This window comes from Nocardia lijiangensis NBRC 108240, from assembly GCF_001613045.1.
GTDB lineage: Bacteria > Actinomycetota > Actinomycetes > Mycobacteriales > Mycobacteriaceae > Nocardia > Nocardia lijiangensis.
The window spans coordinates 1-23,425 of the sequence record NZ_BDBP01000012.1; the positions used below are offsets into that span (position 1 = coordinate 1).

General features: G+C 67.9%; 23 protein-coding genes. 18 read left to right on the plus strand and 5 right to left on the minus strand.

Translation table 11 applies throughout. The features are described 5' to 3' along the window. From NL1_RS04245 to NL1_RS04300, 12 genes are all read left to right on the plus strand, one after another. Nucleotides 1-1,559: helix-turn-helix transcriptional regulator (locus tag NL1_RS04245; RefSeq protein ID WP_218024351.1), on the plus strand; the 1,559-nt coding region annotated here is incomplete at its 5' end. Nucleotides 1,560-2,036: 477 nt separating this feature from the next. Beyond that, nucleotides 2,037-2,165, plus strand: a complete 129-nt coding sequence (locus NL1_RS39875; protein WP_281180774.1) for a hypothetical protein — start codon at nucleotides 2,037-2,039, stop codon at nucleotides 2,163-2,165. Nucleotides 2,166-2,895: 730 nt separating this feature from the next. Then, nucleotides 2,896-3,714 carry an SDR family oxidoreductase gene (locus NL1_RS04250; protein ID WP_067834511.1) on the plus strand — a complete coding sequence of 273 codons (819 nt, stop codon included), beginning with the start codon at nucleotides 2,896-2,898 and terminating at the stop codon, nucleotides 3,712-3,714. Nucleotides 3,715-3,726: 12 nt separating this feature from the next. Beyond that, on the plus strand, nucleotides 3,727-4,398 hold the full coding sequence (locus NL1_RS04255) for a carboxymuconolactone decarboxylase family protein (RefSeq protein WP_067834513.1): 672 nt from the start codon (nucleotides 3,727-3,729) through the stop codon (nucleotides 4,396-4,398). Nucleotides 4,399-4,508: 110 nt separating this feature from the next. Continuing rightward, nucleotides 4,509-5,447, plus strand: coding sequence for an alpha/beta fold hydrolase (locus tag NL1_RS04260; protein ID WP_084510295.1), 939 nt, complete (start codon nucleotides 4,509-4,511; stop codon nucleotides 5,445-5,447). A 206-nt stretch (nucleotides 5,448-5,653) separates the two neighbouring features. Then, on the plus strand, nucleotides 5,654-6,799 hold the full coding sequence (locus tag NL1_RS04265; RefSeq protein ID WP_067834517.1) for an FAD-dependent oxidoreductase: 1,146 nt from the start codon (nucleotides 5,654-5,656) through the stop codon (nucleotides 6,797-6,799). A gap of 25 nt (nucleotides 6,800-6,824) precedes the next feature. After that, on the plus strand, nucleotides 6,825-7,595 hold the full coding sequence (locus NL1_RS04270) for a hypothetical protein (RefSeq protein WP_067834519.1): 771 nt from the start codon (nucleotides 6,825-6,827) through the stop codon (nucleotides 7,593-7,595). Nucleotide 7,596: 1 nt separating this feature from the next. Next, nucleotides 7,597-8,580 carry a zinc-binding dehydrogenase gene (locus NL1_RS04275; protein WP_067834522.1) on the plus strand — a complete coding sequence of 328 codons (984 nt, stop codon included), beginning with the start codon at nucleotides 7,597-7,599 and terminating at the stop codon, nucleotides 8,578-8,580. Next, nucleotides 8,577-9,473, plus strand: coding sequence for an LLM class flavin-dependent oxidoreductase (locus tag NL1_RS04280; RefSeq protein WP_067834524.1), 897 nt, complete (start codon nucleotides 8,577-8,579; stop codon nucleotides 9,471-9,473). Before NL1_RS04275 ends, NL1_RS04280 begins: the two co-directional genes overlap by 4 nt. Before the next feature lie 438 nt (nucleotides 9,474-9,911). Next, nucleotides 9,912-10,490 carry a DUF5753 domain-containing protein gene (locus tag NL1_RS04285; RefSeq protein ID WP_067834526.1) on the plus strand — a complete coding sequence of 193 codons (579 nt, stop codon included), beginning with the start codon at nucleotides 9,912-9,914 and terminating at the stop codon, nucleotides 10,488-10,490. A 181-nt stretch (nucleotides 10,491-10,671) separates the two neighbouring features. Continuing rightward, nucleotides 10,672-11,274, plus strand: a complete 603-nt coding sequence (locus NL1_RS04290; RefSeq protein ID WP_067834527.1) for a TetR/AcrR family transcriptional regulator — start codon at nucleotides 10,672-10,674, stop codon at nucleotides 11,272-11,274. Nucleotides 11,275-12,098: 824 nt separating this feature from the next. Further along, nucleotides 12,099-13,082, plus strand: a complete 984-nt coding sequence (locus tag NL1_RS04300) for a site-specific integrase (RefSeq protein WP_067834531.1) — start codon at nucleotides 12,099-12,101, stop codon at nucleotides 13,080-13,082. A gap of 23 nt (nucleotides 13,083-13,105) precedes the next feature. Here the strand turns inward: NL1_RS04300 and NL1_RS04305 are convergent, their stop codons facing one another. Further along, entirely contained in the window at nucleotides 13,106-13,312 is a 207-nt protein-coding gene (locus NL1_RS04305) for a hypothetical protein (protein ID WP_067834533.1), read from the minus strand. Between the two features lie 1,012 nt (nucleotides 13,313-14,324). Further along, nucleotides 14,325-15,104, minus strand: a complete 780-nt coding sequence (locus tag NL1_RS04315) for an alpha/beta fold hydrolase (protein ID WP_067834537.1) — start codon at nucleotides 15,102-15,104, stop codon at nucleotides 14,325-14,327. 59 nt (nucleotides 15,105-15,163) lie between these two features. On the opposite strand from NL1_RS04315, the gene NL1_RS04320 reads away from it, so the two are divergent. Together NL1_RS04320 and NL1_RS37225 are read left to right on the plus strand one after the other, a co-directional pair. Next, nucleotides 15,164-16,930 (plus strand): GNAT family N-acetyltransferase, encoded by a 1,767-nt coding sequence (locus NL1_RS04320; protein ID WP_067834539.1) that lies wholly within the window; start codon nucleotides 15,164-15,166, stop codon nucleotides 16,928-16,930. A gap of 117 nt (nucleotides 16,931-17,047) precedes the next feature. Next, the gene (locus tag NL1_RS37225) at nucleotides 17,048-17,236 is read left to right on the plus strand and encodes a hypothetical protein (RefSeq protein WP_156094650.1); all 189 of its coding nucleotides are present in this window, start codon (nucleotides 17,048-17,050) and stop codon (nucleotides 17,234-17,236) included. 222 nt (nucleotides 17,237-17,458) lie between these two features. Here NL1_RS37225 and NL1_RS04325 read toward each other — a convergent pair whose 3' ends face one another. The 3 genes from NL1_RS04325 to NL1_RS04335 form a co-directional block, all read right to left on the minus strand. Continuing rightward, the gene (locus NL1_RS04325; protein ID WP_067834541.1) at nucleotides 17,459-18,865 is read right to left on the minus strand and encodes a selenium-binding protein SBP56-related protein; all 1,407 of its coding nucleotides are present in this window, start codon (nucleotides 18,863-18,865) and stop codon (nucleotides 17,459-17,461) included. Nucleotides 18,866-19,241: 376 nt separating this feature from the next. Beyond that, a complete protein-coding gene (locus NL1_RS04330; protein WP_067834543.1) occupies nucleotides 19,242-19,436 on the minus strand; it encodes an FAD-dependent oxidoreductase in 195 nt (64 codons plus the stop codon). Nucleotides 19,437-19,492: 56 nt separating this feature from the next. Next, nucleotides 19,493-20,410, minus strand: a complete 918-nt coding sequence (locus NL1_RS04335; protein ID WP_067834545.1) for a LysR family transcriptional regulator — start codon at nucleotides 20,408-20,410, stop codon at nucleotides 19,493-19,495. Between the two features lie 193 nt (nucleotides 20,411-20,603). On the opposite strand from NL1_RS04335, the gene NL1_RS04340 reads away from it, so the two are divergent. From NL1_RS04340 to NL1_RS04355, 4 genes are read left to right on the plus strand one after another with little or no spacing between them, the layout of a single operon-like run. Continuing rightward, a complete protein-coding gene (locus NL1_RS04340; protein WP_156094651.1) occupies nucleotides 20,604-20,936 on the plus strand; it encodes a hypothetical protein in 333 nt (110 codons plus the stop codon). Then, a complete protein-coding gene (locus NL1_RS04345) occupies nucleotides 20,933-21,433 on the plus strand; it encodes a nuclear transport factor 2 family protein (protein WP_218024352.1) in 501 nt (166 codons plus the stop codon). Before NL1_RS04340 ends, NL1_RS04345 begins: the two co-directional genes overlap by 4 nt. Before the next feature lie 54 nt (nucleotides 21,434-21,487). After that, nucleotides 21,488-22,405, plus strand: a complete 918-nt coding sequence (locus tag NL1_RS04350; RefSeq protein ID WP_156094652.1) for an alpha/beta hydrolase — start codon at nucleotides 21,488-21,490, stop codon at nucleotides 22,403-22,405. Next, entirely contained in the window at nucleotides 22,402-23,220 is an 819-nt protein-coding gene (locus NL1_RS04355; RefSeq protein ID WP_067834551.1) for an NAD(P)H-binding protein, read from the plus strand. Before NL1_RS04350 ends, NL1_RS04355 begins: the two co-directional genes overlap by 4 nt. The last annotated feature ends 205 nt before the right edge of the window (nucleotides 23,221-23,425 follow it).

Here is a 23,425-nt window from a genome sequence, read left to right on the forward strand (position 1 = left end):
TGGCGCGCGCGGCGGAGCTGTCCACCGATCCCGGCCGGGCCGTGCGCCGGTGGACCGCCGCGGCCGAAGCGGCGATCGAGGCGGGGCTGTGGCAGCGTGCGGGCGACCTGGTTGACTGCGCCTGGGACCGGGCCGGGTCGACGCCGTTGACGGGGGCCGTGCCGGCCGAGCTCGCCTATGTGCGCGCGAGGTTGGCGGTCGAGGCGGGGCGGCCCTTGCAGGGTGTGCGGCTCCTGCTCGAGGGAGTGGAGGCGGCCGGCGGCCTGCCGATGGAATTGCCGCTGCTCGGTATGGCCGCCTACTACGCGTGGGCCAGCGCCACGCACCCGGACCAGCTGGAATTGGCCCGCCGTGTCGAGGAACTGTGCCCGGACGGCGAAGGACTTCCGGCGTTGGTCCGGGCCATCGTCCGTGCGTTCCGCCTGATCCTGGAGGGCGACGAGGTGACCACGGTCGTCTACCCGGCCCCCGGCAGTGTCGGACATCTGCCGCCCGAGCTGCGATTCCTAATCAACTTCCAGGGCTTGGCCCGCGCCGATATCGAGGGGATGCGCGACGACGCAACCGAGCTCGTCGAAGAGTACCGAGAGGAAGGGCGGCTGGGGCGTATGCCACAGGCCATGCTGCTGCTGGCCATTGCTCAACTTCTCGACGGCCAGCACCGGTCCGCCCGCGCGACGGTGACAGCGGGCCTTGCGTTGGCCTCCGATATCGGCCAGCCCATGTGGCGGGGTTACCTGGCGGGTGTGCACGCCTGGCTATCCGCGGTGGGTGGTGCGGAGGCGGAATGCGAGGTGATGGCCGAGCAGGCGATCCGCTATGCCGATCCGCACTGGTGGATGCCGGGCGTTTGCTGGGCCGAAAGCGCGCGGGTGATGCGCGATTTCGGTGTCGGTCGCTATGGCGCGGTGCTCGAGCGGATGGATCGGGCGCTGACCGGCCCCGCCCGGCATGCTTTCCTGTGGCGGTACCTCTGGCCGGACTACATCGAGGCCGCGGTCCGGGTCGGAAATCCGCAGCATGCCTGGGACCGGCTCGGACGTTACTCGGAGTGGGCCGAGGCCACCGGCCGGACAGTGCAACTCGCCGTACTCCATCGGCTCCGCGCGCTGGTCGCCTCCGGCGAGGAGGCCGAGGGACTGTATGAGCGGGCCCTGGCATTGCATGCCGAGGGGCGACAGCCGTTCGAAGAAGCACGCACCCGGCTGGTCTACGGGGAGTGGCTGCGCCGCCACCGGCGTCGCGCCGAAGCGCGTATCCACCTGCACGCGGCCCTGGAAACGTTCGACCGGCTCGGCGCCGCGCCATGGGCCGCCCGGGCCGCCACCGAGTTACGCGCCACCGGTGTGGCCGTCCACCCGCCCGGCCCCGGTGACCCGCTGGCCGCCCTCACACCGCAGGAACTGCAAGTGGTGCGGCTGGCCGGAGACGGAGCCTCCAACCGTGAGATCGGCGCCCAGCTGTTCTTGAGCCCGCGCACCGTTGCTTCCCACTTGTACAGAGCCTTCCCCAAGCTGGGCATCTCCTCCCGTGCCGAGCTGAGCAAGCTCTTGGACTGAGCTGACCGGCGGGTATTCCAGCCCAGGGAGACACGCAGTGGTCGCAGTGCAAGGATCGGCGACTATCCGCGAGGGTTGCGGACACACTGTCCAATTCGAACCCGGGGCGGATCTGCGGACGACGCAGATCACCGTAAGCGTGCCGGTATGACCGTGAGGTCGTCCCCACGTGTCCCACAAGCGATCACGAGACCATCAACGGCGGGCGGGGGTCCCGTGGAGACTGGGTGCCCGGCGGGAGATGATCGGTTGTGCGGCAACGCCGTCGCCTCGGAATCGCCCGTTACGAAACTGGGAGACCGGGCCGGAAGATCGGGCTGGGTGGGAATGTCGGTCCGACGTGAGCGGCGCCGCGAACCGCAGCGCGCTCGGCTCGACGCGCCGATCGCCCTACGTCGGGTGACTGATGCGCTCCCTACGTCGATGCGCCTAGCTGGACGCCGTTGGCCGAGCGGCTGGGGATCTCGGGCCCGATCGGTGGCGCGCGGCCACGAGATCGTGGCCGCGTACACCCTGGCCTTCTTCGATCGCTTCCTGGCCGGCAACCGGGGGGCGCTGCTGGATGAGCCGCCCCGGTGGGGTGAGGTCCGCGTCGAGCGCCGGTGAAGGCCACCCGGATCTCGTCAACTCCTGCCACCTCTCCCCAGCGATGGTGGGTGTGCGACGGCCTCGGTCCGGACTGGTCGTCACTGGCTGGCGAAGGTCCTTGCCGGCCGCATGGACGAACTCATCTCCTTCCACGCGAGCCCCCATCGGACCGGAATATCGTTGTGCCCCGGCTATTTCCAGGTGAGCCGCGCGCCGGGAGCCCGGTGACGATCGAGATCGGGACCGATGGCCCGCACCGCCCTGGCTGGACATGCCCGGCCATCTGGTGGTCAGGAGCAGCGACGGCGCGCATCCGGCGCATGTGCACGCGACAGCAGCCGGTGCCGCCCTCCTGCGATTCACCTTCGCCCTGCCCGAGCCCGGCCACTACCTGCCGTGGCTCACGCGATGCCGTCCGTCGTGATCGAAATGCCGGCTCGGTGCGGGCGGAGAACCGCAGCCCGCTCGGCTCGATGTGCCCATGCCCATGCCGGGCGACTCATGCGGCACCTACGTCATTGAGTCATATGACGGAAGCGGCCGGCTGCGCGATCTCCCTACTGTTTCCAGCCGTACACAGCGGATCCGAACCCGCTCGGGCGGCACCGCCCCTGCTGCCCGTCGTCGATTCGATGCGTATGCCGCCGCTCAGCTGGTACAGGCGAACGCCGGCAACCATGTGCCGGACTCACGGCGGGACGGTGGACTGTGTCGACGACTGCCGTAACTGGACCGAGGGAGATAAGGGATGTCGAAAACTGTTCTGGTGACAGGTGCGTCGACCGGAATCGGTCGGGCCGTCGCGCTGCTGCTGGCCCGGGAGGGCTGCACCGTCTACGCGGGGGTGCGTAAGGAGGCCGACGGTACGGCGCTCGGTCCAGCGGTGACGCCGATCGAGCTGGACGTGACCGATGCCGGCCGGATTGCCGAGGTGGCCGAGAGTCTCGGCCGGCTCGACGCGCTGGTCAACAATGCGGGTGTCGGAGTCACGGGCCCCGTGGAGTTCGTTTCGCTGGAGGCGTTGCGCTGGCAGTACGAGGTCAACGTGTTCGGGCAGATAGCCGTCACGCAGGCCATGCTGCCCATGTTGCGTGCCGCCCGCGGACGCGTGGTCACCGTCGGCTCGGTGGGGAGCTGGATCACCCTGCCGTTCGGCGGGCCGCTGTGCTCCTCCAAACATGCCATCCGCTCGCTCGACGATGCCCTGCGGATGGAGGTCAAGCCGCACGGAGTGACCGCGGTGCTCATCGAACCCGGTTCGACCCACACCGCCGCAGTGGACAAGCTGGAGGACGAGGTCGAACCGCGCTTGGCCGCTATCGGTGCCGAGGGCAGGAGGCTGTACGGCGACGCCTATCGGGCCATGACCACCGCATCGTTGAAGGAGGAGCGCACCGGCTCCAGCCCCGATGTGGTCGCCCGCGCCATCCTGCACGCCGTCACCGCTCGCAAACCCCGCGCTCGCTACCCGGTCGGCAAGAAATCGCGGCTGATGAGCACCCTGGGCCGTGTCCTTCCCCAGTACACCCTCGACGCCGTGCGCCTGCGCGCGCTCGGCCTTTCCTGAACGGATCACACCATGACCCAGCTCGCCGGAGCCGATGCTCTGACCGCCCTCGATCCTGTTTTCGCCCAGCTCGCCGTCGGAGTGGGCCACAACCTCTGGGGCCTCACGCACCTGACTCCGCGGGAGAAGGTCTTCACCTGTCTCACCGCCGACCTGTGCCACCCTCATCTGGATCTTCCACTGGCCATGCATGTCCAGATGGCGTCGGCCCATGGGGTCGAACCCGAGGCCATCCGGGAGCTGTTCCGGCATCTGGCCCCGTATGTGGGCTATCCCATCGTCGTTCCCGCCTTACAGCGTCTGGCCGAACTCGGGCTCCCCGAAGCGACGGACACCGATCCGGTCGCGCCGATGCCACCCGACTGCGCCCTCGCCCGCGCGGTCCGCGCTCTGCATAACGTGGATCCCGGACTGGCCGCTTTCACCGAGGACCAGTTCGCCCAGCGCTGGTCCCGCCCGCATCTCAGTGTCCGGGAGCGGGCGCTCGCCTGCCTGGTCGTGGACATCTTCTACCAGACCCTCGGCGAGTCGCTACACCTGCATGCGGAGCTGGCGCGTGCGGACGGTGCCACCGACGGCACCTTCCGCGATCTGATCCGCGGCGTGGCCGAATTCGGGCTCGCCCGAGCATGGGCCGCCGCCACGGCCCTGCTGCCCGCGACCGAACCGGTCGGCGACCGGTAGGCGAGACCGCAACCACGCGGGCCGCGATGTGATCTGCCTCATGACCCGTCACACCGGCACACGAAAGCTCGTCCAAGGGATGTCAGGTCCCACTGATCGGAAAGCTAATCATGACATCGAAACCGGCATTCAAAAGGGTGGCCGCGATCGCCGCGGTGCTGGTCGGCGTGCTCACCGCTCTCGTCGTTCCCGTGGCGTACGGACAGCCGCCGACCTCGGACTACCAGTCGCAGTACCTATCGCGGGTGGAATCCCACTACGTGGATACCGACCTCGCTCGTTTCCACTACACCCGGACCGGGACCGGATCACCCGTCGTGCTCGTCGCGGGTGGCGGGCTGTGGGGGTACTCCTGGCGAGACATGATCCCGGTGCTGGCGGCCGAGCACACCGTCTACGCCGTCGACCTGCCCAGTCAGGGATTCACCGATCTGTATCGCGGTGACTTCGCCTACGACCTGCCCGCGATGTCGCAGGCGCTGGCGAGTTTCCTCGATGCGGTCGGCCTGCAGCGCACCGCCTTGGTGGGCCACTCGTGGGGTGGTGCCTGGAGCCTGTACTTCGCCGAGCAGAACCCCGACCGAGTCGAGCGTCTGGTCCTGCTCGACTCGCCCGGTCTGGACGCCGAAAAGGCCCCTGTCACACCGTTGTTCACCACACCGCTGGTGGGAGAACTGGCAACGAATCTCACGACCCGGTCGTTCTACGCCGACAATATCCGCGGCACTTTCCAGAACAAGCACCTGGTCACCGACGAGGTGATCGACGAGCTCTATGCGCCGTTCTCCCGTCCCGCCAACCGCGGCGGATTCCTGTCGCTGTGGCGCAATCTGGACTACCGGCTCACCGATGCCGGTCTGGGGCGGGTCAGTGCGCCCACACTCGTGCTGTGGGGCGGCGCGGACAGTTGGCTGCCCGCATCCCAGGCCGGTCGTCTGGCCGAACGCATCCCGAATGCCACCGCAACGGTCCTCCCGGACTGCGGGCGCACCGTCCACGAGGACTGCCCCGCGCAAACCAACCCGCTGATCGCCGCATTCCTGCGCTGAACCGCGACGATCCGGCGAGCGGGCAGCTTGTGGTGACGAACCGTGCCGACTGCGGAGCGCCACCACGTTCGCTTGCGCGTATGTCGCGGTCGCCCGCCGGTGCTCAGCGAAAACCGATCCGAACGACGCAGGCCAACAACCGTTGACAAACGCGAACCCCGCCTTTTACCTTTGATGACAACAAGCGTTGACCTGAAGGAGTAGTCATGAACAACCACATCGCGGACGTGCTGATCGTCGGAGCCGGGCCGGTCGGCCTCACCGCCGCGGTCGTGCTGAAACAACTCGGCCACGACGTCGTGGTCATCGACCGGCAGGCCGAGGGTGCCAACACCTCCCGCGCGGCGGTGGTGCATCCGCACACCTTGGAAATGCTGGAGCCCTACGGTGTGGTCCCGGCACTGGTGGACCGTGGTGTGCACACCCCCACGTTCGCGATCCGTGACCGTGACCGCCTGCTGATGGCAGTGCCGTTCAGCGAACTGCCCACCGCCTACCCGTACACGCTGATGATCTCCCAGGCTGACACCGAGAAATTCCTGCTGGAACGGCTCACCGCACTCGGCGGGAAGGTCACCCGCCCGGCCACGGTCACCGGCATCGCGCAGGAATCGGATTCGGTCACCGCGATCCTGTCGGAGGGCGCGCCGCTGTGCGCGCGGTATCTGCTGGCGGCGGATGGTATGCACAGCTTGGTACGGGAGCAGTCGGGTATCGGGTTCACCGGCGGCGCCTATGCCGAATCGTTCACTCTCGCTGATGTCCGCCTCTCCGGTGGAGTGCCCACCGATGAGGTCATCCTGTACTTCTCGCCGGCCGGGCTCGTCGTGGTGGCGCCGTTGCCCGACGATATGTACCGGATCGTGGCCACTGTGGACGAGGCACCGCACGACCCGGATATCGCGTTCGTGCAGGGCCTGCTCGACGAACGCGGCCCGCAGGCGCACCCGGTCGTGGTCGAGGACCTGGTGTGGGGCTCGCGTTTCCGCGTCCACCACCGCATCGCCGACACCTTCCGGCACGGCCGGGTCCTGCTCGCCGGGGATGCCGGTCACGTGCACTCGCCGGCCGGTGGGCAAGGGATGAACCTCGGTATCGAGGATGCTGTGACGGCCGCCACGACCCTGTCCCGCGTGCTGGCCGGTGAGCCGGAGGCCCTGCTCGACGAATACGCCGAGAGCCGCCACCGCACAGCCGGAGCGGTGGTGTCCATCGCGAGCCGGCTCACCGACCTGGCGACCGCGTCGGCGCGGGTGCGGCCGATGCGCAATACCGTCATGGCGCTGGCGGGTAAGGCCGCGCCCGTCCGGAATCGGCTGGCATGGCGCCTGTCCGGACTCGACCGCCGCTGACCCGCTCCCGCGAACGGAACTCGCCGTGAAAATCGTCAATGAGCACCTGGCCGTCAAAGCGCGCCTGACCACCCCCACCGACAACGGATTCCTCCTGCTGGCCGCCGAAACAGGCGGCTGGGCCGGACCGTTCCCGCGTCCCGCACGATCGCGACGCCACGTCTCGGCTCATCTCGGCCCGCTCTGCGCGCGGCTGGGCAACCGAGCCGATGTCCTCGAGGCGACAGCTTTCCGGGCGGCATTACGGCCTCCCGGCGAGGGCGGCGCACTGCTGCGCCGGGCCGGAGTTCGCCCGGCCCGCTACGACATCGTCGTCCTCGTGCGCACCCGCACAGTCGCCGATCTGGACGCGGTGCGAGCCGACCCGGCCTGGCCGGAACTGGTGGCGCTGCTGACCGGTAACGCCCGGCACGTGCACCGGATCGCGGCGAGCAGCCCGGCCCGGATCGCCGATGTAGACCACGATCCGGGTAATTGGTTCCTTTTCAACTACTTTCACTGCGCGGACCAGGACACCGTCTTCGACGTCTGGCGCTACACCGCGGGCTGGTTCCAGCGCAAAACCGCACTGCCCGACTCGGTGCCGATGCGCCCGCTGCACGGCGAGCCCGGCGACTACACCCTCGTCAACCACGCATCCTGGCCCACGGTGCGCGCATTCCTGCCGAGTTTGCTGTTGCGGCCGAGCTTCCGCACCTTCGTGCTGGCCAACTTCGCCGCCAACGAGATCGCAGCTCAGCCGATCATCTACCGGCTGATCGGTTCGACAGCTACCACCGGGAACACGAGGAGCTGAGGTGTACGCGATCCGGCAGTACGAGTTCGGCGCGCCGGAACAACTGGTGTACGAACTGGTGCCCGACCCGGCACCGGGCCCGCGGCAGGCGCTGATCGAGGTGCGTGCGGCAGGGGTGCACCTGGTCGATACGGTGCTGCGCGCCGGAGACACCCGGGGCCCTGTTTCGCCGCCACGGCTGCCGATGACGCCAGGGCGGGAAGTAGCAGGAGTCGTCACCGGACTGGGCGACGAGGTCGATGAGCGCTGGCTGGGCCGGCGTGTGGTGGTCCACCTCGGCGCCGGTGCCGGAGGTGGCTACGCCGAACTGGCCGTGGCCGATACCGCTGCGCTGCACGAGATACCCGAGGGCACCGGATACGAGGCCGCTGTCGCCATGGTCGGCACCGGCCGGATGGCACTGGGGGTACTGCATCACGCCCGGCTCGTCGCCGCGGATGTCGTGCTGGTGAACGCGGCCGCCGGTGGGATCGGAAACCTACTGGTGCAGGCGGCGATTCGGGCCGGGGCAACAGTTGCCGGGGCGGCGGGCGGAGAGCGCAAGGTCGAGTGTGTCCGGCGGTCCGGGGCGGTGGCCGCGGTCGACTACACTGCCGCGGACTGGCCGGATGCTGTGCGCGCCGCGCTGGGGGATCGTTCGGTGACAGTGGTTTTCGACGGTGTGGGCGGGGCGGTGGGCCGGGCGGCGTTCGACCTGCTCGGCGCCAGCGGCCGGGTCGTATCGTTCGGCTGGTCGGCGGGGGAGCCGCTGCGGTTCACCTCGGCAGAACTGTTCGAACGACAGCTGACCGCCGTCGTGGCCCTGGGCGCGAGTATCACCGGGATCCCAGGCGGGTTGCGCGGTCTCGAGGAGCGGGCGCTGGCCGAGCTCGCCGCCGGGCGGCTCCTCCCGGCGGTACAGACGTTTTCCTTGCGGGACGCGGCGGCGGCGCAAACGGCGTTGGAACGGCGCACCGCCACCGGCAAGGTGGTGCTCGTCCCGTGAAAATCGGTGTCATCCTGCCCTCGATCGAGACTCAGGCGGCTCAGAAACTGGATATCGCCACTGCGGCCCGCCACGTCGAACAGCTCGGGCTTTCCGGGGTGTGGCACGGCGATCACCTCGGCACCGGCGCGCCCACCCTGGACGTCACCGTCGCGCTGGCCGCCGCTGCCGCCGTGACCGAGCGGATCCACATCGGCACCAGTGTTTTCGTTCCGGCGCTGCGGCCCCTGGCCTGGGCGGCCGAGCAGATCGCCAGCCTCCAGTGCCTCAGCGCGGGCCGGCTACTGCTGGGCGTCGGATCCGGCGGCGGATCGGCACGGTGGGCGGCGGCAGAAATGCCTTACGAAGAGCGCGGCCCGCGCACCGACACCGCGTTGCGCCTGCTACCCGCACTGCTCTCCGGTGCACGGGTCACGCTCCCGGATGCACGCGGGCGCGCCGAGTTCGAACTGGCACCGTCCGTACCGGTCCCGCCGATCTGGGTCGGCAACTACTCCGCACCCGCCCGCCGCCGCGCCGCGCTACTGGGCGACGGCTGGTTTCCGTCCTTGATACCGCCCGCGCGGGTGGCAACCGGACTCGCCGAAATCGCCGAAATCGCCGCCCGGCGCCAGCGACCGGCTCCCACGGTCACCATCGGCGCCACCGGAGTCCTCGGCACCGGTACCGACCTGCCCACCCGCGCCGAGATCGCCGCCGGAATCACCGGGGCCTACGGCCGATCACTCGAGGAAACCCTGCCGATCCCGATCACCGGTTCCCTCGCCGAGGCAGCCGAACGCATAGCCGCCTACCAGGACGCCGGTGCCCACCATCTGGTCTTCGGCATCGCGGGCGGCGACTGGCGCAACCAGTGCGAACTACTGGCCCGTGCCCAAGCCGCACTCACCTGAACGGCGGTCGCGGACAGGAAAGATCGGCCGGGACTCCCAGCTCAGAGCCCCGTGAGGCCGGATGCTCGGCGCTGCTCGCCACTGACCGAATGTTCTCGGCAGCCTCTTCGTCCAGTACCCGGCCGAGTTCCGGCTCGACCTCGAACTGGGACGGAGCCGCCCCGCACTGGGCGATCATCGCGTGTGCCTCCGGACGGATGCGTTCTTTGTCCGAGACGAAGCGGGACACCCCGAACGCCGGAGCACACAGGTACCACTGCGATCCACAGCAACTCACCCTCCCTCGCACGACGGTGTCGCCGCATACTGCCGTGAGTGCGACGCGCCAGATCAGCTGGCGGACCTGGTGGCGACCCGGCAGAGCATCGACTCCGCTTCCCTCGCATGGCGCAAGATTCTCGGCACCGGCACCAAACGACGCCAGCAAGCGTCGATCGAATGGAATCCGAGGCCCGGATACTCCGATGGTACGAACCGACACTTGTCCCCGGCCTTCTCCAGACCGCCGACTACGCGACGGGAATCCTTCGGAAGGTGATCGAATTCCACCGGCCTCCCGACGACCTGGACGCCGGGGTATCGAAACGTATGGAGCGACAACGGGTCCTGTACCATCGGGACCACTTGTTCCACTTCGTCATCGCCGAGCAGGCTCTCTACACCACTGTGGGAGATGACGAGACGACGATCGGTCAGCTGGACCGGTTGTACGCGGTTCAGGGCATGCCGCGAGTGACCTTCGGAATCGTGCCGTCGACAGCACCATTCGAAACGGCGACGCTTGGGTTCATGATGTTCGACACCCGGAGGGTGCTTGTCGAAGGCATAGCCGCAGAACTGGCCATCACACAGCCACGCCAGATCCAGATCTATCACCGGACGTTCGATATCCTCGCCCGCCAGGCAGTAACCGGTGACGCTGCCCGGGATTTGATCCAGGCGGCGATCAGCAGTCGCGCGACCGGCCCGGGACGCTTTTCCCCGGCGGGGGCGCGAGGGAGCGCACGGGGGTGCTAGCTGCATGATCCGGTGCCGGCCGGATGGTCGGGGCGGTCACGGACCGACCCCCTACGCCGCCGCGAATAGTCGAGGTGTCCACCACCATGCAGTTCTCGGCAGCCTCGGTCCAGGACCCGTTCTGCTCATTTGCCGGATAACTTTCCGGCGATGTCAACGTTTGTTGTCTACACTTGTTGGCATGAGAAGGTCCTCGACGGAAACCAAAGCCGCCATCCTGTCCGCGGCCCGGGAGCGATTCGCCGCCGACGGCTACGACCGCGCCACCATCCGCTCTATCGCCGCCGACGCGGCCATCGATCCGGCCATGGTGATGCGCTACTACAGCACCAAGGAGCGGCTGTTCGCCGCGGCGGTCGAATTCGATCTGGAGCTGCCGGATCTGGCCGCGATCGAACGTGAACGCATCGGCGCCGCGGTGGTCACCCACTTCCTCGAACGCTGGGAGCGCGACGAGGCCCTGTTGATCCTGTTGCGCGCCGGGGTGACGAACGACGCGGTGGCCGAACGGATGCGCTCGATCCTGGCCGCGCAGCTGCAGCCGGTGATCACCCGGGTGAGCGACGACCCCCGCGACGGGCCGGTCCGGGCCGCACTGGCGGCATCGCAGATGCTGGGCATGGCACTGTGCCGGTACGTACTGACCTTCCCGCCACTGGTCTCGATGCCGCGCGAAGAGGTCATCTCCTGGCTCGCCCCGGTCATCCAGACATACCTCACAGGTGAACGCCCCGACCCGATGCCGGCACGCCGCCGCGACCTCGCCCGGCAGGGCGGCGCGTAGGACTGAACTGAACCGTCACGGGTTTGGGGCCGCTTCCTTTCTTGAGGAAGATGGTCTGCATCATGTCGAAGCGTTACCCGCCTGAGGTTCGTGACAAGGCCGTTCGCTTGGCTTGGAGCGCCTCGATGAGTTCGAGTCCCCGTATGCCGCCGCAAAGGCGATCGGCCCGCTGGTCGATGTCCACTATGAGCTCCTGAAAGATGTTGCCCAGGTACGTGACACCATCCGTTGGATCGACGAAGCGAGAATTTGTCAGCCAGGTACTCGACATCGGTCACGCCATGGGCGACCAGCTTCCAGAACACAGCCTGAGCGAACTGTTCCCGATCCATCGGTGCACCCCCACCTTCTCCAATCACCTTGACGCCTACCACTTTGCCGCCACCCACTGACAAGCGCACCGTTTCCGTATGGTGAAGCCGAGGCCGGTGGTGCCCGACACCCCCGCGCCGACCGGTCGCACGAGCCACATGCTTCGAGCCGACGCGGCCCACCGGGGTGGAGTCGTAGTCGATCATCGTTTCTGCAGGTCGATCTCTGTGGTTAAGGCTTGTGTCCCCCTCCGGACACAGAAAAACAGCAGGTCAGGGGCGTAATCGCGAGATTGCGCCCCTTCTGCGTCCACATTGCGGTCCACAAACGGGAATCTGAGGGGATTCGGCCCGAGTCAAAGGACCACGCCCCGATGGCACAACCCCGCAAGACGACACCTCGCATCCGCGTTCGCAAGGACGGCAGCACGGTAAGCCAAGTGCGCTACCGCATCACACGCCCCGGCGAACCCGAAAACCATTGCCAACAAACACGGACTGCTGTGCGCGGCGATGGGTGCGGCGGCTCGCCGTCGGCCGACGCCGCTCATCGCATGGAATCCGTGCGCGGAAACCAAGCTGCCCAAACGGATTGCGCGCGAGGTCGACCACCTCAGCGAGGACGAGTTCGAGCTCGTCGACGAGCTGCTGGCACCACGCTGGCGCGCGTGGTGGGAGTTCGGCGTGATGTCGATGGCGAGGCCCGGTGAGCAAGGCGCGCTCACCGTCGGCGACATCAATCGGCACACGGGCGCGGTGTCGATCACGAAGGCGTGGAAGTGGGCCAACGGCAGGCTCGAGCTCGGCGACCCGAAATCGGCGCGCGGTATCCGCACGACGTTCGTGCCGCTCGAGACAGTGGCACGCCTCGACCTCGACCGCGACGCCAGCGAACAGCTGTTCTTGTCGCACACCGGACGGCCGGTGACCTCGATCCGGTTCTGGGATGAGGGATGGGCGCCGATGATGCTCCGGCTGCGCGCGTTGGCCGCTGGCGACCCAGCCCCGTTCACCGGCCGAAGTGGCTGGGAGGGCCTGCGGTACGGCGTGCTGCGGGACCGGTACGGCCACCTGGCTAAGCGGCTGGTCGGCAAAAAGCTCACGCCCTACACCAGTCGCCACACCGGGATTTCGTGGCGCCTACAGGACGGCGAGCCGATTTGGGTCGTGTCCCGCGACGCCGGGCACTCATCGATCGCGATCACGGACGCGCGCTACGGGCACATTTCCGCGGCGGCGAGTGCAGCCAGCGCCGCGGCGATCGCGGGCAGACTGCCGCGCTTGCGTGCTCACGTCATCGACTTGGAGCAGGCGCGCCGACGGCGGCTCGTGCGGCTCGGGCAGCTCGGCGAGATCGAGCGCGTGCCCGGCGGTTTCGAGGCGATCTGGATGGACGCGCGCGGGCTCGTGCACTCGCGCGTGTTCGGCACCTACGACAAGGCCGTCGACCACATCGCCCATCACGAGGCCGGCGAGCTGGTCGCCGACGCAGCCTAACCGGCAATTTTCATTTCATGGCGTCACTCGAACGCGGCGGACCGCCTAGCGGCCATCTGTCGGCGGACGGTCGCGGCCGGACTGGCCGCGCCGACCGCCGACAGCAGCAGCCAAGCGGGCACACCCCATACGGCGACCGCGGGGGCGTGGTGCTCGTCTAGCGAGGCGGTAGCGAGCAGCACGGCGGCGGTCACCACGTAGCCGACGCCCCACAGGCCGATCGCGATCATGACCGAAACCGCCAATCGGGGGGGAGCGTGGATCGCGCAAGCCGATAGCCCCAGCCGTGACCACAAGAGCGCTCGTCACCGCCAGCCATACGAGAGGCGCCAGCACGACCACCCGGGCTACCCGCGTCGGACAACTCGCCCGCGTCGGCTACCTCACGAGACGGCATCGCCCCGAACGCCCACCCGGACGCCAAAACGAGCGCCGCGCAGGCGCTCCCGATGGTCCACCATCGTATGACGCTCGCCCTGAGCGTCCGCCGCCCGAACGCGGCGCGCGCACGAGGATGTCCACCGAAGCGCTCGACCGCGGTGTCCCGCTCGAGGACGTCATGGCACTGACCCGGCACAAGAACCCGGCCACCACGCTGCGCTACGACCGACGTCGCGAACAGCCTAGTGCCCGAGTCGATCTCGGTCTGTGGCCGACAAACCAGGATGAATTGCGTTCAATGCAACTTGGATAGTCAACTCCGAGTAGATGAACCCTGGACCGACTAGCGGCCCAGGGCCGGACGTCACGCCTTGCTAGTCGGCATCGCCGCGCCGTGGGGGTAGAGCAGGGCGACTGATACGCGGCGGACTATCGATGGCTAGAGCCAGTTGACATTTCGATTTCGCCGTCCGACTGACATTTTCATGTCGTCTCGCAGTTTGCCTGCGACGCGACGACCGACACTCGAATGTCAGTTGCTGACCCGTTCGGTGATCCGCCACCGGCGGAGCCGGCCATAAGCGCATGGCAACGAATAGTTCTGTGCCGCAATGTTGTTCGCGACGCCAGTGGTGGCATCACCGGCGGGCGCGGGGCGTGCGGCCTGGCGCTGCGCCACACGAGATCCGGCTGGCGCTCGGCTGTTATGCACCCGTCCTGGGACCGATTCGATCAGTTCCGTGTAGCCAGAGCGTACATTTGGGCGCTCGGGCCCCCGTCGGACCGGCCGACGGCGAGCTGTGGGGCACGGGCGATCGTATCGGGCGGTTGGCCCCAGAACGAATCGCTAGGGCGTCGTGCCTACCCGTGTCGTGCTACGTCCTCGCACAGGATGCTCGGCCAGCGTGCGAGATCGGCCGATGTGTGCGCCACCTCCAGTGTGGCCGTCGGCAGCAGGTCCACCAGCGCCTCGGCGGTCGACACCGGATGGGCGGGGTCGTCGATCCAGGCCAACACCGTGGTCGGCACCTCGATCGCGGCGATCGCCTCGGGGGCGGGCAGGTCGCTCATCGCTGCCCCGCGGAACAGTGAGGGCAGTAGGTGCTCGGCGACATCCGGCACGGTTTCCGGCGTTCCGACGGTGGCCGGCGGGCGAGGCACGGTGAGATCGGCACCGAGGAAGGCGTCGAGTCCCTGTTCCTCGATCAAGCGAGCATTCTTCCGGTAGAGGTCGGCCTTCGCGGCGCGGGTGCGCCAGGCGGTCGCGGGCACCAGCAGGGTGAGGCCGGCGAATCGGGCAGGATCGCGGACAGCGGCATGCAGCAGTGTCCCGGTGCCCATCGAAGGACCGACACCGTGCACCTGTTCACCGGGGAACCAGTGGTCGAGCAGTTTCAGCAGGTCATCGGCCAGAACCGGCCACCGATAGTCCTCGGGGACGGTACGGCCCGTCGAGTGGCCGTGGCCGCGCGCGTCGTACCGCAGCAGTCGGGTTCCGCTGAGTCCGCGGCCGAGATCGAGGTCCATCAGACGGTCGCGGTGGCGGCTGGAGGTGAGGCCGTGGAGTTGGACGACGGGGTGGCCGCCCTCGTCGCTCAGTTCCACGGCGAGGTCGGCGCCGGGAACACGGAAGGTCGGCACGGCGGCTCCAAGGTGCTGGTGAGACGGCGATCGCTCGGGAAGAAGCCTAGGATACCGTCATGCGGCTGACCAATGTCGCGCACTTGCGCCTGCCGTTCGGCCGCCTGCTGGGCTTCGACGTCATTGCGGGTCGGGTGGGCCGGTCACTTCCCGTGTCCTTCGACCAGCGGCGCCACGTCGGCGCCGGCGACCGAGCGGGATCCTGGATGGCGTTGTCCTTCAGGCTCTCCGCGCCGGTACCGCCCGACGAGCTCGCGACCTGCTGGCTGGCGGTGATCGAGCGGCACGGCACGCTGCGGTCGGTCTTCGTGCCGGGCGAGGACGGCGAGCCTCGGCTGCACGAGGTCGATATCCGCCCCGGCGGCTGGGTCGAGCATGTGATCGCTCCGGGGCAGGCGGTCAACGATGCGCTCCGCGCCGTGCTCGACCGTGCTTGTTCACCGTACGGTCGTCCGTCGTACCGGCTCTGCGTGCTCGAGACCGCGGTAGGGCCGACCGTGGTGGTCGCCGCCGACCACGCGCATGTCGACATGTGGTCGATGCTGGTGATCGTGCGCGACCTGCTCACCGCGCTGGCCGCGGTGCAGAAGGGTCGTGCACCGTCGTTGCCGCCAGCACCCGCCTTCGCGGAGCACACCCGCGCGCTGCGGGACCGCCCGCCGGCACCCGACGAGGTGCACCGCCGCTGGGCAGAGGTGCTGGCGGGCAGCGGCGATGTGATGCCACGGTTCCCGCTGCCGCTGGGTGAGGCGACGTTGCAGGAGGAGCGCGTGGAGGTGCGCGATGTCCTCGACGTCGACGACAGCGCCGCGTTCTCGGCGCAGGCCCGCGACGACGGCGTCTCGACCTTGGCGCTGGTGGTGGGGGCGATGACCGAGGTGACCCACGAGTTGGCCGGCACCGCACTGCGGGCCGTGTTTCCGGTGCACAGTCGGTACGACACCACCTGGCACGACTCGGTGGGGTGGTTCATCACCAACTCGGTGCTCGAGTCGGCCGACTCCGATCCCCGTGCCAGCGCGGAGGCGGTGAAGGAGGCCGTCCGGATGGGGTCCTGGCCACTGGAGGACATCCTGCGTCCGTGGGGCGGGATGCCCGAGGCGCCGGGGATGTTCGCGATTTCGTGGCTGGACCTGCGTCGGCTGCCGGTGCGAGTCGACGCGACCGGATTGGAGGCGCAGTACGTCGGCGCGACGATTCGGACCGACGGCGTGATGCTCTGGTTCATCCTCGACGAGGCGGGGCTGCACCTGCGCTGCCGGTATCCGGACACTCCCGAAGCCCGGCGGCACGTCGGCGCCTGGCTGGACACGCTGATCGCCCGACTGCAGTCACGGGCACGGGCTTCGGTCGGTGGTCGGCTCCGACTCGGCGACCGGATCTATCGTGTGCAGCGGGCGGGGCGTGCCGACGTGCCAGCGCTGGTCGCGCTGCTCTCCGACGACGAGATCGGCCGTACCCGCGAAGGTTTCGAAATTGCCCGCTACGAGGAGGCATACGACGCCGTCACCAGGGACCCGTCGCACTATCTGGCCGTGGTCCGGGACGAGGGCGACCGGATCGTCGGCACCATGCAGCTCACCATCATTCCGGGGCTTTCCCGCGGCGGCGCCACCCGCCTCCAGATCGAGGGAGTCCGGGTCGCTGCCTCGGAACGCTCTCGCGGCATCGGAACCGCGATGCTCGAGTGGGCACACGACCACGGCAGGCACCGAGGTGCGACGCTCGCGCAGGTCACCACAGACCGTGTCCGCGAGCGGGCTCACGCCTTTTATGCGCGGCTCGGGTACGACAACAGTCACGTCGGGCTGAAGCGGGCGCTCTGACCGATTCCCGGCGCTCGCTCAGGGGCGCGAGAGGGGCGCCTCGTCCAACGTCCGGTGGTGACTGAACCGGCCGTGGCAAGCCGATCAGCGGGGCGACGAATTCCGGTGGCGGGCCGCGTGACCGAAGCGATCGAGTTGCTCGACCAGAATCTCGTCGACCGGATGCGGGTGCTGGCCGCTGACCACCCCGACACGGGGGGACCCCACGGCACGGTGGTGACCGACGACATGCAGATGGCTCTGAATAATCCGGCTCGAGATCACGGGCGGCAGAACAGAACAACCACGTCGACTTCGCGTTGCTGACCACCCCGGAAGCAGCCCGGCCGAGCATGCCAACCGACACGACGATCGTCCCGCTACGCCGACGAGGCTGCTAAGTTCAAACCCCAAGCCGCCTGGGGCTTTCGGCGAGCACCTCTGGGGACGATCTCCTAGCGCCAACAGCGTGTCCGAGGTTGGACGTGTGCGGACACTTCGCCGACCGGGCATACGCGGTAGAGATCCAGTGGTCCCCGCTCGACCCGACTACCGGTAGCAGTAGGAGTCGGAGGAGGCGTCGCCGCCCTGGAGGCGCACCTGGTGCACCCGCAGACCTCGAAAGTCCTCGTCGTGCGGGAAGAACGACTCGTCGATGGTCATTCCGCGGTCGGGATCGATGCGCATCACGGCCATCCAGGCGCCAACCCCATCCGGGTAGAACTGGTCGTCCCACGCGCCATAGAGCGAGTTGGTGACGTAGACCCGCCGACCGTTACGGCTGATCTCGACCATCTGGGGGCCGCCGACAAGCGGCTGGTTCGGCGCGGCCGGGTGGGCGGTGCGGCCCACGATCCCGCCGAGCCGGACCGACCCGGTCTCTTTCGGGTCGGCCGGATCGTGCACGTCGAACTGTTTCAGCTCCCCGGTACCCCAGCACGAGACGTAGAGGTATGCGTCATCGACCGACAGGTCGATGTCGGTGACCAGCGGCGGCACCGCGCCGAACGGTTTCAGCGCCGGCGGCAGCAGGTCGGGATCGGCCGGCTCGGCCGGGATGGTGATCACCTTGTCGACCGCCCACACGCCGCCATCGCGGTGCCAACGCCACACGGAGGCCGACAGATCCTCGGTCGAGATCACCACGCCGACGAACCCCCAAGCGGCGTCCGGATCGTGCGACGGGCGCAGCTCGAGTGCCATCTGGTACTGCTCGCCGAGATCGATCCGCTGCTGGTGCCGACCGGCGCTGAGGTCCCAGAAGTGGATCGCGTGGCCGTACTTGTTGGCCAGCAGCAGCTCCGGGTTCAGCCCGTCCTCGATCATGGCTGGGGTGCCCCACTCGCTGCTGATCAGCGTGTTCTGGTTGAGATGCCACCAGGCGTCGTACGCGAGGTATTGCGGCCCACGGTCGGTCTCCCATTGGCGCAGCACATCGAACGTGCCGTGATCGAGCAGCGCGATCCCGCCCGGCCCGTCCGATCCGTCTGCCCCGCCGAGGCAGGTCATGAACACACCGTCCGGCCCGCAGTGCAGCGTGTGTGGACGGGAGTAGCCGGCCTTGGCCGCGAGCTCGGAGCTGTCCACGATCTTGGACAGGGTGGGCTGGCGTGGGTCGGGCTGGGTGTCGAACACGTACAGGCGCGACGAGCGCAGACCCGGCACGATCAGGTACCGCCGAGTCAGCCCCTCAATCTGGTGGCCCTTGTGCTTCAGCGCGCTGCTGCAGGCGTTCCAGCCGAAATGGTGCAGCTCGTTGCCCAGGTGGGGTACCTCGGTCCAGCCCACCACCCGGCCGTAGGTGGCCGAGCCCGGATCCACATCGATTACTGACAGCGCATCTGGCTTCTGTGCCGCGCGGTCGAACGCAACAACGTATGCGAGCCGCTCCGGTGGCGCGGCCGCCGCCTCCGCTGCGCTCCGATAGAAGGTCGGGTCCAAGTCTGAGTGATTCATTTCCAGCCTCCTTCATGTCGATAGGCGGAGACCCACGCACCTCGCCCGATCTGGCGGTTCCGAGGCGAGCGCGACCCGTGTGGTCGCGTGCCGTATGGCGCGGGCAGGCAATAACAGTCTCGGCCTATCGACGCAGATCCACCAGCTACCGCCAGCGCGGCGGCAGAGTGCGCGGTAGGGCGCAGTTCCGTCGAAGAGCGTTCGCCGGAGAATCTGGATGCATCGTCACCGTGCAGCCCACGGATTGCCTTACCCATGTCCGGATGGGGGCTTCGAGGTCAGCCAGAGTCAGCACCTTCGGTTTCTGTCAGGCCGGTTCTGTCTGCGGGGCGATGGCGGGCAGCGCCTCGAGGCCGAAGCGGACGGCCTCGGCGCCTTATTCGAACATCTGGCGCTCGTAGTCGCCGTTCGCGCCGAGGAGGTCGCGGCCTCCGGTGAGGCAGCGGCGGAGCAGGTCGGCGTCGCGCAGGGCGGTGTTGGCGCCGTTGCCGCCGGTCGGTGGGGTGGCCTGGATGGCATCGCCGAGCAGCGTGACCGGACCGGACGCCCAGCGTTCGCCGGGCTCGACCACTCGGATGGAGAGCGGCGCGACGACACAATTGCCCTCAGTGATCGACAGCGTCGGCCTTATGCAGCATCCCGTCGCCGATCGTGACCGACAACGGCACGGACCTCGGCTATCAACCGTGTAATCAGGGGCTGGGGTGCCTGGTCGGTCCATACGACAGCCAGGTCGAAGGGTTCGGCGTCGGTGAGCTGGACCCAGCGCAGATCGCCGATGGGCATCGCGGCGCCGAGCGGCTGGGGCGCGATCCAGATACCGCGGTTGCGGCCGACCTCGAGCAGGCAGTCCTCCACGGTGGGCACTACCGGGCCGGCCGGAGCTGAGCGGCCGTCGGGTCTCGGGTCGGCGATCCAGAACCGTTGTGCCTGTTCGGAGGTGAGGACATCGGGACGCAGGACAGGATCCTCGGCGATGTCAATGAGCGTCACAGTCGTGCGGTGGGCCAGAGGGTGGCGCGGCGACAGCGCCACGGCACGGGTATCGCGGCGCACCGTCGCGTGGTGCAGACCGGCGTCAGCGATCGGCAACCACATGAAGGCCGCGTCTGCGCGCCCGGTGTGAAGAAGTTCGAGTTCGTGCTTGGGGTGTCGGGCACTGCTCAACATCACTCGCAGCCCGTGAACCTGCGACTCGAGTGCATCGGCCACGGCGACGGCGAACAGCGCGGTAGCGGCTGGGCAGCAGGCCAGTCGGAGAGTGCCGGTCTGGGCGTCGGCGACCGCGCGCACTCGTTCAACCAGACGGGTGAGGTCGTCGATGACCGTCGCCGCGCCGAGCGCGAGTTCCTCACCGGCAGAGGTCAGGAGAACACCGCGCGAGGTGCGCACCAACAGCGCGACCCCCAACGAACGTTCCAGCTGTTGCACATGCGTTGACACCGCCTGTTGTGTCAGGTGCAGCGCTACACCGGCGCGGGTGATGGACCGCTGCTGCGCCACGGCCAGAAACGAACGCAGATGCCGAAGATCGAGCTCGCTCACGGCATCACCCTAGCTGTCACAACGATTCGTGGTGCCCTGCCACAGAGGATCGCTGTTTCCGTCCCGCCGCTGGCGTCGCCAAGATCATTCGCAGGCAGTGCAACACATTCGAACCGGGGCAGCGTGAGCGTCCGCCCAGCGCACGCGGATGCGCCGACATGCCCGGTGTGACTCAAAAAGAACAGGATGAGAAGTGTTCGAAGTGACCATGAAGGCGGTCGGCGCGTCCGACGGTGAACGAGTCGGCTTCCCCAGCGGTGGCGAGTCCCTGGTCCGCAGACTGTATCCGGCCGCGTTCGCGACTGAACCCGCGGCGGCACTTACGATTATCGGGCCGATGACATACGGCCAGCAACAGGCGCCGAGGCTCTACGCGCGGATGCTGGCAGGCAACGGCTTCACTGCCATGGTTTTCGACCCCCGTTACCGCGGGGAAAGCGACGAGCCTCGCAAGCTCGAGGATCCGGTGCCGAAGATCGCCCTCCCGTCAACGTCGGCCGTGCGGCCAACAGGAGTGGCTCGATGAGCGTGATCGACGAATCCTGTGTCGCGGCAGACATGCGGCGCCTGACCGATCGCCAGGCCGTGATGGAGGTGTGCACGCAGATGGCCTGGCACACCGACGAGCGTGAGTGGGACATGCTGAAGACGGTGTTCGCCGATGAGGTACGTCTGGACTACACGAGCCTCAACGGCGGAGAACCCGCGACACTCTCACCGGAACAGATCGTCGAGGGCTGGTCACGGGTACTCGGCGGCTTCGCCTCCACTCAGCACCTGCTCGGCAACCCAGTGGCGAGCGTCATGGGTGACACCGCGGTGTGCACTGCGCCGTTCCAGGCCACGCACCGTTTGGCCACCGAGTACGGCGACTCGTTGTGGACGCTTGGCGGCACTTACCGATTCGACCTGAGGCGCGCCGGCGACAACTGGCGGATCACCGGGGTGGTGATGTGCGCACGCTGGGGTGATGGCAACGAAAAGCTGATGGAACGGGCCTCCAGTAGACAAGCCAGAAACTGACCGGCGAATGCATGCAAATTCGATATCAACGGGCGATGGCGCGCCCACCGTGCATTGCGCCATTGTTCGCATGAAAGGCATTTCGTGACGACTCAACACAAGGTCAGCTTCCCCAGCGGGGACGCCACCCTCACCGGCACGCTGTTTCTCCCTGACAGCAAAGACCCAGCTCCGGGAATTGTGGTGGCTGGGACTTGGACCAGTGTCAAGGAGCTCATGGCCGACCGCTACGCCGAACAACTTGCCGACCGCGGGTATGCCGCGCTGTCGTTCGACTTCGCCGGCTTCGGCGAATCCAGTGGCAAGCCGCGCGAGGTGGAGAACCCGGCACTCAAGGTCGACGACACCCACCACGCCGTGACGTTCCTGGCTTCACAGCCGTCGATCGACGCCGACCGGCTGGGCGCGCTGGGAATCTGCGCGGCCGCGATGTACATGGCAGGTACGGCCGCCCGTGACCCGCGCATCGGCTCCCTCGCCCTGATCGCGCCATGGCTGCACGACGCGGCCATCTGCGAGCTCGCCTACGGTGGTGCGGACGCGGTCGCCGAGAAGATTCAGATCGCCAAGCAGGCTCGGGCGCATTTCGATGAGACCGGCGAGATCGACTACGTCCCGGTGGTCAGCGCGACCGACGCACGCGCGGCCATGCCCTACGACATCGACTTCTACCTCAACCCGGCCCGCGGCGGGATTCCCGCCTGGCCCAACCGTTTCGCTCTCATGGCCTGGGAGGGCTGGCTCAGCTACGATTCCATCGCTTTGGCGCCACAGATCACCCAGCCCACCCTGCTCGTGCACAGCGAGGACGCCGCAATCCCCGACGGTGCCCGCCGTTTCCACGCCGGACTCGCCGGCCGCAAGGACATCCTGTGGACCCAGGGCAGCCAGTTCGACTTCTACGACCAGGAGCCCCAGGTCACGCTGGCCGCAGACACCGCCGCCGCACACTTCGGAAGGACCCTTCGATGATCCTCGTGACAGGCGCCACCGGCAACGTCGGCGGCGAAGTAGTCCAGGCACTCGTCCGGGAGCAGCAGCCGGTCCGCGCGTTGGTACGCGAGCAGACCGACCTGCCGGTCGAGCAGGCCGTCGGCGATCTGAACGAGCCGGCCTCGCTCGCCACCGCCCTCGACGGTGTCGGTGCGGTGTTCCTGCTGCCCGGCTACCGCGACATGCCGGGCCTGCTCACCGCGATGCGGCAGGCAGGAGTGAAACGAGTTGTGTTGCTGTCCAGTCTGGCCACAGTCGCCACCGACACCCGAAACGCTGTCTCGGAGTTCATGATCCGGTCCGAAAGCGCAGTCCGTGAGTCCGGTCTGGCCTGGACTTTTCTGCGTCCCAACGCTTTCATGTCCAACGCACTGCGCTGGCTGCCCCAGCTACGGTCCAGTGACGTCGTCGAAGATGGTTTCGGTGATGTGCCCATCGCATCCGTCGACCCCTATGACATCGCGGCCGTCGCGGTGCGGGCACTGCTCGACTCCGGACACGAGGAACGCATCCACATGCTGAGCGGCCCGCAACGGCTGTTGCCGGCTGAGCGGCTGGCCATTCTCGCGCAGGTGCTCGGTCGCGATCTGCGCTTCCATCCGCTCACCGATGAGCAGGCCCGTGCCGACATGAGCGAAAGGATGCCGGAGGAATATGTCCGCGCCTTCCTCAGCTTCTACAGCGACCGGACACTCGACGAGTCCCTGATCTACCCCACGGTGGAGGAGGTGACAGGCCATCCACCTCGTACTTTTCATCAATGGGCAGTGGCTCACGCAAACGACTTCCGCTGAATCTTCTGTGAGGTGCAAAGACTCCAGATGAACCAGGCATTGCGGCGTTGTCTCGTTGCGGGCGCCGCTGCCGCAGGGGGTCGGTGAAGATCTGTGGTCGGTCAACGATCTGGTGATAGGCGCGGGCGTACGCGGTGATGAGCGCTGTCCGGCTGGGTCCGTCGTTATCCATATTCGAGAACCTACTTGCGAATGTGACGCGTGC

Coding starts and splice junctions, on each gene's coding strand:
- NL1_RS04250 (WP_067834511.1), top strand. CDS start 2,896: ATGTCGAAAACTGTTCTGGTGACAGGTGCGTCGACCGGAATCGGTCGG.
- NL1_RS04255 (WP_067834513.1), top strand. CDS start 3,727: ATGACCCAGCTCGCCGGAGCCGATGCTCTGACCGCCCTCGATCCTGTT.
- NL1_RS04260 (WP_084510295.1), top strand. CDS start 4,509: ATGACATCGAAACCGGCATTCAAAAGGGTGGCCGCGATCGCCGCGGTG.
- NL1_RS04265 (WP_067834517.1), top strand. CDS start 5,654: ATGAACAACCACATCGCGGACGTGCTGATCGTCGGAGCCGGGCCGGTC.
- NL1_RS04285 (WP_067834526.1), top strand. CDS start 9,912: ATGGAATCCGAGGCCCGGATACTCCGATGGTACGAACCGACACTTGTC.
- NL1_RS04290 (WP_067834527.1), top strand. CDS start 10,672: ATGAGAAGGTCCTCGACGGAAACCAAAGCCGCCATCCTGTCCGCGGCC.
- NL1_RS04300 (WP_067834531.1), top strand. CDS start 12,099: ATGGGTGCGGCGGCTCGCCGTCGGCCGACGCCGCTCATCGCATGGAAT.
- NL1_RS04305 (WP_067834533.1), bottom strand. CDS start 13,312: ATGATCGCGATCGGCCTGTGGGGCGTCGGCTACGTGGTGACCGCCGCC.
- NL1_RS04320 (WP_067834539.1), top strand. CDS start 15,164: ATGCGGCTGACCAATGTCGCGCACTTGCGCCTGCCGTTCGGCCGCCTG.
- NL1_RS04325 (WP_067834541.1), bottom strand. CDS start 18,865: ATGAATCACTCAGACTTGGACCCGACCTTCTATCGGAGCGCAGCGGAG.
- NL1_RS04345 (WP_218024352.1), top strand. CDS start 20,933: ATGAGCGTGATCGACGAATCCTGTGTCGCGGCAGACATGCGGCGCCTG.
- NL1_RS04355 (WP_067834551.1), top strand. CDS start 22,402: ATGATCCTCGTGACAGGCGCCACCGGCAACGTCGGCGGCGAAGTAGTC.